11 protein-coding genes are annotated in these 10,594 nt (G+C 37.6%); 10 read left to right on the top strand and 1 reads right to left on the bottom strand.

The window, feature by feature from the left end; translation table 11 throughout:
• Window positions 1-150 precede the first annotated feature (150 nt).
• The 5 genes from tsaE to ACPLVE_RS03390 all read left to right on the top strand — a co-directional run bounded on the left by tsaE (window position 151) and on the right by ACPLVE_RS03390 (window position 3,880).
• Window positions 151-606 carry a tRNA (adenosine(37)-N6)-threonylcarbamoyltransferase complex ATPase subunit type 1 TsaE gene (gene tsaE / locus ACPLVE_RS03410; protein WP_424609828.1) on the top strand — a complete coding sequence of 152 codons (456 nt, stop codon included), beginning with the start codon at window positions 151-153 and terminating at the stop codon, window positions 604-606.
• Window positions 606-1,298, top strand: coding sequence for a tRNA (adenosine(37)-N6)-threonylcarbamoyltransferase complex dimerization subunit type 1 TsaB (gene tsaB, locus ACPLVE_RS03405; protein WP_424609826.1), 693 nt, complete (start codon window positions 606-608; stop codon window positions 1,296-1,298). Before tsaE ends, tsaB begins: the two co-directional genes overlap by 1 nt.
• A 3-nt stretch (window positions 1,299-1,301) precedes the next feature.
• Window positions 1,302-1,748, top strand: a complete 447-nt coding sequence (rimI, locus tag ACPLVE_RS03400) for a ribosomal protein S18-alanine N-acetyltransferase (protein ID WP_424609841.1) — start codon at window positions 1,302-1,304, stop codon at window positions 1,746-1,748.
• Window positions 1,749-1,759: 11 nt separating this feature from the next.
• A complete protein-coding gene (tsaD, locus tag ACPLVE_RS03395) occupies window positions 1,760-2,779 on the top strand; it encodes a tRNA (adenosine(37)-N6)-threonylcarbamoyltransferase complex transferase subunit TsaD (protein WP_424609840.1) in 1,020 nt (339 codons plus the stop codon).
• A gap of 156 nt (window positions 2,780-2,935) precedes the next feature.
• Window positions 2,936-3,880: a D-2-hydroxyacid dehydrogenase gene (locus ACPLVE_RS03390; protein ID WP_424609823.1), complete on the top strand. Its 945-nt coding sequence runs from the start codon at window positions 2,936-2,938 to the stop codon at window positions 3,878-3,880.
• Between the two features lie 11 nt (window positions 3,881-3,891).
• Here ACPLVE_RS03390 and ACPLVE_RS03385 read toward each other — a convergent pair whose 3' ends face one another.
• Window positions 3,892-5,784: an ABC-F family ATP-binding cassette domain-containing protein gene (locus ACPLVE_RS03385; protein WP_424609821.1), complete on the bottom strand. Its 1,893-nt coding sequence runs from the start codon at window positions 5,782-5,784 to the stop codon at window positions 3,892-3,894.
• A gap of 127 nt (window positions 5,785-5,911) precedes the next feature.
• Here ACPLVE_RS03385 and ACPLVE_RS03380 point away from each other — a divergent pair, with 127 nt between their 5' ends.
• The 5 genes from ACPLVE_RS03380 (at window position 5,912) to ACPLVE_RS03360 (ending at window position 10,590) form a co-directional block, all read left to right on the top strand.
• Complete coding sequence (locus ACPLVE_RS03380) at window positions 5,912-6,733, top strand: flagellar motor protein (RefSeq protein WP_424609819.1); 822 nt, start codon at window positions 5,912-5,914, stop codon at window positions 6,731-6,733.
• Window positions 6,714-7,427: an OmpA/MotB family protein gene (locus tag ACPLVE_RS03375; RefSeq protein WP_424609817.1), complete on the top strand. Its 714-nt coding sequence runs from the start codon at window positions 6,714-6,716 to the stop codon at window positions 7,425-7,427. Before ACPLVE_RS03380 ends, ACPLVE_RS03375 begins: the two co-directional genes overlap by 20 nt.
• Before the next feature lie 129 nt (window positions 7,428-7,556).
• Window positions 7,557-8,231: a redox-sensing transcriptional repressor Rex gene (locus ACPLVE_RS03370; protein WP_424609815.1), complete on the top strand. Its 675-nt coding sequence runs from the start codon at window positions 7,557-7,559 to the stop codon at window positions 8,229-8,231.
• 373 nt (window positions 8,232-8,604) lie between these two features.
• Window positions 8,605-9,387: a short-chain-enoyl-CoA hydratase gene (locus ACPLVE_RS03365; protein ID WP_424609838.1), complete on the top strand. Its 783-nt coding sequence runs from the start codon at window positions 8,605-8,607 to the stop codon at window positions 9,385-9,387.
• A 60-nt stretch (window positions 9,388-9,447) separates the two neighbouring features.
• Entirely contained in the window at window positions 9,448-10,590 is a 1,143-nt protein-coding gene (locus ACPLVE_RS03360; RefSeq protein WP_424609813.1) for an acyl-CoA dehydrogenase, read from the top strand.
• Window positions 10,591-10,594: the final 4 nt, after the last annotated feature.

The following is a 10,594-nucleotide window of genomic DNA, read 5'->3' as shown; positions in this document are numbered from 1 at the left end:
AGTCGCTTTGCAACTCCGGAGCATTAACACAAAATGCCACTTAAATAAGAAGCACCTTGTCAACAAACTGTAACCCCCTTTTGAGGGTTTTTATTTTTTACAAACTTAGTATATAATAAAGCTATAAGCTACATTGAGGTGACAAGGCAAATGAAAAAATATGTTTCTGGGGGCATGGAAGACACTAAAAGACTAGGAGAAAAAATTGGAAAACTTTTAAGAAAGGGAGATATAGTCCTTCTTTATGGAGATTTAGGAAGTGGGAAGACTGTTTTTGCAAAAGGCATTGGCAAAGGATTGGGTGTAAGAGAAGAAATTACAAGTCCAACCTTTACCCTTGTAAATGAACATTTGGGGAGGGAGAAATTTTACCATTTTGACCTTTACAGGATCGAAGATTACTCTGAACTTTATGAGATAGGTTATGAGGAGTATTTTTATAATGATGCTGTGTGCGCAGTTGAATGGCCAGAAAGATTGGGACCTCTTATTCCAGATGAAAGACTAGAAGTGTTCATTGAAAAGGGTGAAAAGGAGGATTTAAGGATTATAACTTTAAAGGCTTTTGGGAAAAGATATGAAGAACTGCTAAAGGAGATGGACTGATGAAACTTCTGGCGATCGAGTCTTCTTCTAGGACAGCTGGAGTAGCGCTTTTGGATGATAATGGAATAATTGGCGAATATTCAATAAACTACCTTAAGCATTCTGTAATTTTAATGCCGATGATAGATGAGCTTTTGAAAAGGTGTAATGTTTCAGTAAAAGATATTACTCATATAGCTGTCTCTGAAGGGCCAGGGTCTTTTACAGGTTTAAGAATTGGAGCAGCTACAGCAAAGGGATTGGCTCATGCACTTAACATACCTGTGGTAGGAGTGTCTTCTCTTCTGTCTTTAGCTTACAATGTCAGTGAGTTTGATGGATTGATTTGCCCCATTTTAGATGCTTTAAATGGGCAGGTATACGGAATGCTGGTTAGGGGAAAAGATTTTGAGGTGATTGAAAAGCAAGATGTCTATTCCATAGAAGAGATTTCTAAGATTGTTGATAATTATTCCGATAAAGTTTTATTTGTGGGAGAAGGAGTAAATGTATATAAGAATATTATCCATGAAGTATTAGGAGATAAGGCTTTATTTGCTAAAGATAAAGACAATATGGCGAGGGCTTCTTCTTTAGGAGAACTAGCTCTTTTAAAGATAAAGAGAAATGAAATAATGAGCTTTTTCGAATTTAAGCCTATTTATATAAGAAAATCTGCTGCAGAGATTAGATTCGGGGGCGAGGGGAGTTAATTGATGGAAGTTATTATAAGGCCGATGACAGAAGAGGATATAGATGAAGTAATGGAGATAGAAAAATTAAGTTTTTCAACACCGTGGTCTAAAGAAGCTTTTGTGGGAGAAATTACTAAAAACAGCTGTGCGAGGTATATAGTGGCAGAGGTTGATAAAAAGGTCGTGGGATACGCTGGATTTTGGGTGGTGCTGGATGAAGGCCATATAACAAATATAGCGGTTCACCCGGAGTACAGAGGCAAAGGAATAGGGAGCAGGCTAATGGAAGGTTTGATTGATATTGCCAAGAAAAACGGCATTACTTCTATGACACTCGAGGTCAGGGAATCTAACTTAGTTGCCCAAAATCTCTATAGAAAGTTTGGTTTTAAAGCTTTAGGCAGAAGAGAGGGATATTATCAGGACAACAATGAAGATGCTATAGTGATGTGGAAATACGATTTATAGTGGTGGTGGAAATGGCAAAGGGCATTGTAATTTTAGGAATAGAGACTTCCTGTGATGAAACGGCTGCAGGAGTTGTCAAAAACGGGAAAGAAGTGCTTTCAAACGTCATATACTCTCAAATAAATGTGCATAAAAAATACGGCGGTGTGGTGCCTGAAATTGCATCAAGAAAGCACATTGAGGCGATTTCCTTTGTAGTGGAGGAGGCCCTTAATGAGGCGAAATTAAGTCTTGATGAGGTGGATGCAATAGCTGCTACATACGGGCCTGGGCTTGTAGGTCCTCTTTTAGTCGGATTATCTTATGGCAAAGCTTTGGCCTATGCTAAGGGAAAACCTTTTATTGGAGTTAATCACATTGATGGACACATTGCAGCAAATTACATAGGTGGTAATTTAATGCCTCCTTTTGTTTGTCTTGTAGCATCTGGTGGGCACAGCCATATAGTGTATGTTAGAGACTATGGAGAATATGAGGTACTGGGGAAAACTTTAGATGATGCAGCTGGAGAAGCTTTTGATAAGGTAGCCAGGGCATTAGGGTTGGGGTATCCTGGAGGTCCGGCTATTGAGAAGGCTGCAAGGCTTGGGAATATGGAGGCGATTGAGTTTCCCAAATCCCTCATGGAGGAAGGAAATTTTGATTTTAGTTTTAGCGGGGTAAAAACGGCTGTTCTAAATTATTTAAACAGGCAAAAGCAAAAAGGGGAAGAGATAAATATTTATGATGTTGCTGCCAGCTTCCAAAAAAATATAGTAGAGGTTTTAGTAAAAAAATTGGTGGAAGCGGCGAGGTTTAAAAATGTCAGCAAAGTTTCCATAGCGGGAGGTGTTGCTTCTAACGGTTTCTTAAGGCAAAAATTAGAGGAAGAGGCAAAAAAGTTTGGACTTTCTGTCTATTATCCTGAAAAAATTTATTGTACAGACAATGGGGCAATGATAGCTGCGGCTGCCTATTATGATTTTATAAAGGGGAATCTTTCAGGCCTGGATCTTAATGCCATTCCTTATCTTAAAATTGGGGAAAAGTGATTGTGAAAAATGAGGAAAAGTGTAAAAAAAGTACGGTTTTTGCTTTTTCGTGTCTGTGGATAAATCTGTGGATACTGTGCTTAATTATATTTCATTTCTTTTACTGGTATGAAATAGAAAGAAAATCAATTAAAATTAAATGAGGGGGAATTCAAAGTGAAGAATATTTTGCTTTTTACGAGGGTAAAAGAGGATTATATTGAGGAGATTAGGAAACTGATGGAAGGGTATAGAGTAGTTCCTGCGGAAGAAGTGAAAGAGGAAGATTACAAGGATGCGGAGATAATTATTAGCTTTGATTTTGAGTTTAGAGAAGAGGCGGTGGACAAAACACCGAATCTCAAATGGATTCACCTTTTAAGTGCTGGAGCTGATACATTGCCTTTTGAAAAGCTCAAAGAAAAAGGAGTAATAGTGACAAATTCTAGAGATGTACATAAATACCAGATTTCTCAGCAGGTGTTAGGTTACATGCTCATGTTTGAGAGAAGTTTGCACATATTTTTAAGAAATCAACTTAAAAAGGTGTGGGATAGGTCAGTAAGAGTGTCAGAATTGACAGGGAAGAAAGCCCTAATTATTGGAGTTGGTAGTATAGGGGAGGAAATCGCAAGGCTTTTAAAAGAATTTGGAATGGAAGTATATGGGATACGCGCTTCAGGTAGATCTTCCCCCTATGTAGAAAAAATGTATACTTCCCTCAGTGAGTGTGATATCCTTTCAGAGGCTGACTATGTCATATCAATACTCCCCCTTACCAAGGGGACCTATCACTTAATAGGCAAAGATGTCTTTGAAAGGATGAAAAGAGAGGCTATTTTTATAAATGTAGGAAGGGGCAAGGTGGTAAAAGAAGAAGAGCTTATTGAAGCATTGCAGAAGGGTACTATAGGTGGAGCGGCTCTTGATGTTTTTGAAGAAGAGCCTTTGAGCGAAAAAAGCCCTTTGTGGGAAATGGAAAATGTGATAATTACTCCTCACACTGCAGGGGTGACTCCTCACTATATGAAGAGAGCAATGGAGATATTAAGGTACAATTTAAAAGCATATAAAGAAGGAAAGCTTCTTAAAAATATTGTAGACCTTGATAAAGGTTACTGAGCGGGTATTTTTTATCCGCTCAGTTTTTCCCACTCGTTGTACATTTCTTCTAATTTTTCTTTTAGAGCATTGTATTCTTTTTGTATTTCAACAATCTCTCCTGTTTTGTAAATTTCTGTATTGCACATTTTTTCTTCCAGTTCTTTTAAGCGATCCTCCGCTTGATAAATTGAATTTTCAAGATTTTTCAGGTATTCTTTTTGCTCTTTTAGTTTAAGCCTTAAAAGTCTTTCTTTTTGACGTTCATTTTTTATCTGTGTTTTCGTCTTTTTAGGGAGTTCCTCCTGTTTTTCTTCTGATTGCTGTTTCTTTTCTACGTAGTAGCTGTAATTACCAAGGTATATATCCACGCCTTCAGGACCTAGTATCATTATTTTTGTTGCGATTTTATCTATAAAATATCTATCGTGAGACACGAATAATATAGTACCGTGATATTCTAGCAAAGCTTCTTCTAGGACTTCTTTTGCTTTTAAATCCAAGTGGTTTGTGGGTTCGTCTAAAAGCAAGAAATTAGCTTTTGATAAAATAAGTTTAAGAAGAGAAAGCCTTGCTTTTTCTCCCCCGCTTAAAGAGGCTACAGTTTTGAAAACATCTTCGTCTTTGAAGAGAAAAGAGGCAAGTAAAGTTCTTACTTCTGTCTGTGTGAGATATGGATTTTCATCCCATATTTCATCCAACACTGTTTTTTCTGGGTTTAAACTCTTAAATTCCTGTTCATAATAGCCTGTCACTACATTTGTTCCAAATTTTACTTCCCCTTCAAAGTCTTTAATCTCACCTGCTATAATTCTTAACAGGGAGGTCTTTCCTACGCCGTTTGGGCCTAAAAGAGCGATTTTTTCTCCTTTTTTCACATCAAAAGAAATATTAGAGAAAACAGGTCTTTCAAATGTCAAAGAGAGATTTTTAACAATTAAAACATCGTTTCCGCTTTCTACATCGAAATCGAACTTTAATTTTATGGAATTTTTATTCAAAAAAGGTTTTTCTATTATTTCCATTTTTTCTAAGAGTTTTTCTTTGCTCTGAGCCATCTTTACGGCTTTTTCTGTTCTTCTGTTTCTTTGAGTTTCTATTATTGATTTAATTCGCTTTATCTCCTTTTGCTGCTCTTCATAAGCTTTTAATTTTGCTTGTAGCTCTTCTTTTTTCTTTTTTAAATATTCTGTGTAGTTACCTTCGTACGCTTTTAATTGATGATTTCCAATTTCGAATATTTTGTTTACTACTTTGTCTAAAAAGTACCTGTCGTGAGATATTATAAGTAAAGTGCCAGTGTAAAATTTTAAGTATTGCTCAAGCCACTCTAAAGACCTTATGTCCAGATGATTGGTAGGTTCGTCTAGAAGTAGTACATCTGGATTAAGAAGAAGTATTTTAGCAAGCATTAAACGGGTTTTTTGCCCCCCGCTTAAATTTGATACAGGTGTATCAAATTGGGACATATCAAACCCCAGCCCGTTTAATACTCCTCTTACTTTGCTTTCTACAGAATAACCCTCCAGTTCATTGTATTTATCTATTAAAAAAGAGTATTCTTCAAAAAGCTTCTCAAGCAATTTATGGTCTTTAGTATTAGATATTTTTTCTTCTAAGACTTTGATTTTGTTTTCCAGCTGAAATACTTCTGTAAAAACAGATTTTACTTCTTCATATATACTTTTTTCTGAATCAATCAAGGTGTTTTGCTTCAAATATCCAATTTTATTGGCAGAGACAAAAATACTTCCACTGTCAGGTTCACTCATGCCTGCCAGTATGTTAAATAAAGTGGATTTTCCAGCCCCATTTTCTCCAATAACCCCTATTTTGTCGCCTTCGTTGACGATAAAAGAAATATTTTGTAGAATTATATCGATACCGTAACTTTTTGTGAGGTTATTTACAGTTATTACTGCCATGGTTAAAACCTCCCGTTCGTCATATTAAATATACCAAAAAAATTTGTTTTATGAAAGTGTGAAAGACTAACTTTTTTTCAAAATTTGTCGATAATGAATAATGAGCTCATTTTTGAGATGGAAGGTGATGAAATTGGACATTGCAACAATAGTGGGGATTATAATTGGTGTAGGGTCTTTAATTTATGCTTTTACTTTGGAGGGCGGGACAATTGGTTCTCTATTGGGTGTTTCTGCAGCCTTGATAGTGTTTGGGGGTACTATTGGAGCTACTATAACTTCATATTCTTTAGAAGATATAAAAAAGATTCCTGCTCTTTTAGTGAAGGCTTTTAAGGATGAGAAGGAAAACTACATGGAGATAATAAAATATTTTACTTACCTTGCGCAAAAAGCTAGAAGTGAGGGACTTTTGAGCCTTGAATCCGAGATAGAATCTGAAGAGATAAATAAATTTGACCCTATCTTGAAAGAGTGTCTTGAATTAGTGGTAGATGGTTCTGACATGGAGCTCATAAAGACCACAATGGAAAATAAAATTTACATGGAAGATATGCAGGCTAAAAAAGAAGCAGGTATTTTTGAAGCAGCAGGTGGCTACGCGCCCACCATGGGAATTATAGGGACGGTTATGGGGCTCGTTCACGTTTTAAGCAGTGTTGGTGAGCCAGAAAAACTGGGGCCAGCAATAGCTATGGCTTTTATTGCCACACTTTATGGTGTGAGCTCAGCCAACCTTTTGTGGCTACCTATTGCCCAGAAATTGAAGAATAAAGCAAAGATAAAAACTACGGAAAGAGAGCTCATATTGGAAGGAAGCCTTTCGCTTCAGGCAGGCGAAAACCCGAGAATCCTTGAGAGAAAGCTTTTGACCTTCATCACTAATGATAAGAGAGGGACAATAACAGAGAAAGGCAGAGTGGAGTTAAATGAAGAGGTTGGAAGATGAATCCAAGCCTAATCATGAGAGATGGCTTCTTACCTATTCCGACATGATTACCTTGCTTCTTATATTTTTTATAGTGATGTATACTATGAGTACATTAAACGCAGCTAAATTTGCTCAGCTTGCCGGGTCTTTGAGCAAGACTTTTACGGGGACAAATTATATATTGGGGAAATATAGTGGTAAAAGCGTGGTCCCTGGCAATGCAGAAAACAAAGACAATCTTGGAGAAGTACAAGCTCAGCTGCAGGCTTTTATAAAGGAGAGCAATCTCCAGGGGATGGTGTCCACTTACAGAGATGAAAGGGGACTTGTGGTAAGCCTTCAGGATACCCTGCTTTTTGACCTGGGATCTGCAGATGTACACCCTCAAGAGAAAGATATATTGATAAAAATAGGGAAGATGCTTAAAAATTTGCCCAATCATATAAGGGTGGAAGGTTTCACTGATGACCTCCCTATACACAACCAAAAATTTGACTCTAACTGGGAACTTTCTGTGATAAGGGCTACTACTGTAGTAAAGATACTAGTAAATGAGGCTGGAATAGAGCCGCAAAGGATTTCTGCGGTAGGATACGGAGAGTATCGACCAGTAGTTCCCAATGATTCGGAAGATCACAGAAGGTTAAACAGAAGAGTTGATATTGTCATAATGAATACCGAATACAATAAATGGGAGCCAAAGACCCAATAGCTATAAAATTTTTATAACGGCCATAAAAATTTTTAATAATTCCTCATATTCTACTATGTTTTTGTTTCATTGACAAGAAATTTGCAATGTTATATAATTTCAAATACATAGTAAAATGAGGTGAGGACAGTGAGCAAAAAAACCATAGTATCTATGGCCGTTATAAGAAGGCTCCCGAGGTATCACAGATGTTTGGAAGAGCTTTTAAAAAATGACATAAAGAGGATTTCTTCAAAAGAATTAAGCGAGAGAATGGGAGTTACTGCTTCTCAAATAAGACAGGACCTCAATAATTTCGGAGGTTTTGGCCAGCAAGGATATGGCTATAATGTTGAGGAGCTTTACAATAATCTGACCAAAATTTTAGGCCTTGACAAAACCTATAATACTATCATAATAGGTGCTGGCAATTTAGGGCAAGCGATTGCTAATTATACTCGATTTGAAAAATCTGGATTTAATTTAAAGGGTATTTTTGACATAAATCCAAGACTTTTTGGACTCAAGATAAGAGATGTAGAGGTAATGGATGTGGCGACTGTAGAAGAATTTATAGCCAATAATCACATAGACATAGCAATCCTTTGCATTCCAAAAGACAATGCACAGTATACTGCGGATAGATTAGTAAAAGCTGGAATCAAGGCTATATGGAATTTCTCTCCGATAGATTTAAAGGTGCCGGATGATGTGATTTTAGAAAATGTGCATTTGAGCGACAGTCTTTTCACTATATCTTATAGATTGAATGAAGAGGAACTTTTTAGGAAGCTTAAAGGGGAAACAGTAAAAGCAGAACGATGAAGTAGATGGATTCTGTCCATCTACTTTCAGACTGTTGACAAAATAAAGAAGTGGCATTTTGTGTGTAAATGCGACTTGTTGTCAAAGCGGTAACTAAACTTGGCGAACTTGAGGAGTGAGGGCGGGGCGAGCAAAGCGAGCGGCCACCTGAGCCCGAAGGGCGAATTGGCCGGTACCCCGCTTGAGCCCGAAAAGTGAGCCTTAGTTTAGTCGCTTTGCAACTCCGGAGCATTAACACAAAATGCCACTTAAATAAGGAGGCCTTCGTCAACAAACTAGAAGTAGATGGATTCTGTCCATCTACTTTTTTATTTTGGCATGATTCTTGCATGATGTAGGGGAAGGAGAATGCATAAAAGGAGGGTGGTTTTTGGTGGAGTATAAAAATATAGATGTGAAAAAAGAAGAAGGGATTGCTACTATTACAATTAGCAGGCCAAAAGCTTTAAATGCATTAAATACCGAAACCCTTAAAGAACTGGAAAAGGCTTTAAAAACTTTGGAAGAAGATGAAGATGCAAAAGTGATTGTGATAACCGGTGCAGGAGAAAAGGCATTTGTGGCAGGAGCGGACATTTCTGAGATGAAAGACATGGACTCGTTGAAAGCGAAAGAATTTGCCGAATTTGGTCAAAGGGTATTTAGAAAGATTGAACTTATGAAGAAGCCAGTAATTGCCGCTATTAATGGATACGCTCTTGGAGGAGGATGTGAACTTGCTCTGGCTTGCGATATAAGGATTGCAAGTCGTAATGCAAAATTTGGTCAGCCAGAAGTAGGACTTGGAATTATACCGGGATTTGGTGGTACTCAGAGGTTACCTCGAATTGTAGGTGTTTCAAAAGCGAAAGAACTCATATATACTGGAGATATGATAGATGCAGAGGAGGCTTTGAGAATAGGCCTTATTTCAAAAGTAGTAGAACAAGATAAACTTTTAGAGGAGGCTTATGGTATTGCAAAAAAGATAATGTCAAAAGGGCTTGTAGCAATATCACTGGCTAAAGAAGCCATAAACAAAGGCCTCGAAGTTGATATTGATTCAGGAATGAAATATGAAGCCAACGCTTTTGCTTTGTGTTTTAGTACAAAAGATCAAAAAGAAGGTATGACTGCTTTTTTAGAAAAAAGAAATCCTAAATTTGAAGGAAAATGAGGGCAATGTCCCTCAATATGCACTTAAATGTTAAAAAAATATCAAATAGGAGGGCTGTATATGGATTTTTCTTTAAGTAAAGAACAAGAAATGGTGAGAAAAGTAGTGAGGGAATTTGCAGAAAAGGAGATCATGCCACGCGCAAAAGAAATTGATAGAAAAGGGGAGTTTCCATGGGATAATGTTAAAAAAATGGCGAATGCCGATATGATGGGGATTCCCTATCCGAAGGAATATGGAGGAGCAGGAGGAGATTACATAAGTTACATCATCACTGTTGAAGAAATATCTCGTGCTTGTGCAGCTACAGGTGTGATACTTTCTGCCCATACATCACTAGCATGTTTTCCTATTTTCCAGTGGGGAACAAAAGAGCAAAAAGAAAAATACCTTGTACCACTTGCAAGAGGGGAGAAATTAGGGGCTTTTGCTTTGACAGAGCCTAACGCTGGAACTGATGCAGCAGGCATTCAAACAACTGCTACGTTAGAAGGGGACCATTATGTCTTAAACGGCTGTAAAATCTTCATTACCAATGGTGGAGCGTCGGATGTATATATAGTTTTTGCTAAGACAGATAAATCTCAAGGAGCTAAAGGGATAAGTGCCTTTATTGTAGAAAAAGGCTTTCCGGGTTTTTCTATAGGTAAAATAGAAGAGAAGATGGGGATAAGAGGTTCAAGGGCGGCAGAACTAGTTTTTGAAGACTGTATAGTGCCAAAAGAAAATTTGCTTGGCAAAGAAGGGGAAGGATTTAAGATAGCTATGGTGACTTTAGATGGTGGGAGAATAGGCATTGGTGCGCAGGCTCTTGGAATTGCACAGGCAGCGCTCGATGAGGTTACAAAATATGTAAAGGAAAGGCAACAGTTTGGGAGGCCTATAGGGAAATTTCAAGGGTTGCAGTGGTATATTGCCGAGATGGCAACAAAGGTGAGTGCAGCCAGACATCTTGTCTATTATGCTGCCTGGAGAAAGGAAAACAGCTTGAGTTACAGCATGGAGGCCGCAATGGCAAAACTTTTTGCCTCAGAGACGGCTATGGAAGTTACTACTAAAGCGGTGCAAATTTTTGGAGGCTACGGCTATACAAAGGATTATCCTGTAGAAAGGCTTATGAGAGATGCGAAGATTACGGAAATATATGAAGGTACATCAGAAGTTCAGAAAATGGTTATTGCTTCGAATATTTTAAAGATGTAAGGAG

It is taken from the genome of Caldanaerobacter sp. (assembly GCF_049701115.1).
GTDB lineage: Bacteria > Bacillota > Thermoanaerobacteria > Thermoanaerobacterales > Thermoanaerobacteraceae > Thermoanaerobacter.
This window is presented reverse-complemented; position numbering and strand designations above follow the sequence as displayed.

Excerpts from the sequence above, each read along its gene's own strand:
- tsaE (WP_424609828.1), top strand. The coding sequence starts at position 151 with ATGAAAAAATATGTTTCTGGGGGCATGGAAGACACTAAAAGACTAGGA.
- tsaB (WP_424609826.1), top strand. The coding sequence starts at position 606 with ATGAAACTTCTGGCGATCGAGTCTTCTTCTAGGACAGCTGGAGTAGCG.
- rimI (WP_424609841.1), top strand. The coding sequence starts at position 1,302 with ATGGAAGTTATTATAAGGCCGATGACAGAAGAGGATATAGATGAAGTA.
- tsaD (WP_424609840.1), top strand. The coding sequence starts at position 1,760 with ATGGCAAAGGGCATTGTAATTTTAGGAATAGAGACTTCCTGTGATGAA.
- ACPLVE_RS03385 (WP_424609821.1), bottom strand. The coding sequence starts at position 5,784 with ATGGCAGTAATAACTGTAAATAACCTCACAAAAAGTTACGGTATCGAT.
- ACPLVE_RS03380 (WP_424609819.1), top strand. The coding sequence starts at position 5,912 with ATGAAATTGGACATTGCAACAATAGTGGGGATTATAATTGGTGTAGGG.
- ACPLVE_RS03375 (WP_424609817.1), top strand. The coding sequence starts at position 6,714 with ATGAAGAGGTTGGAAGATGAATCCAAGCCTAATCATGAGAGATGGCTT.
- ACPLVE_RS03360 (WP_424609813.1), top strand. The coding sequence starts at position 9,448 with ATGGATTTTTCTTTAAGTAAAGAACAAGAAATGGTGAGAAAAGTAGTG.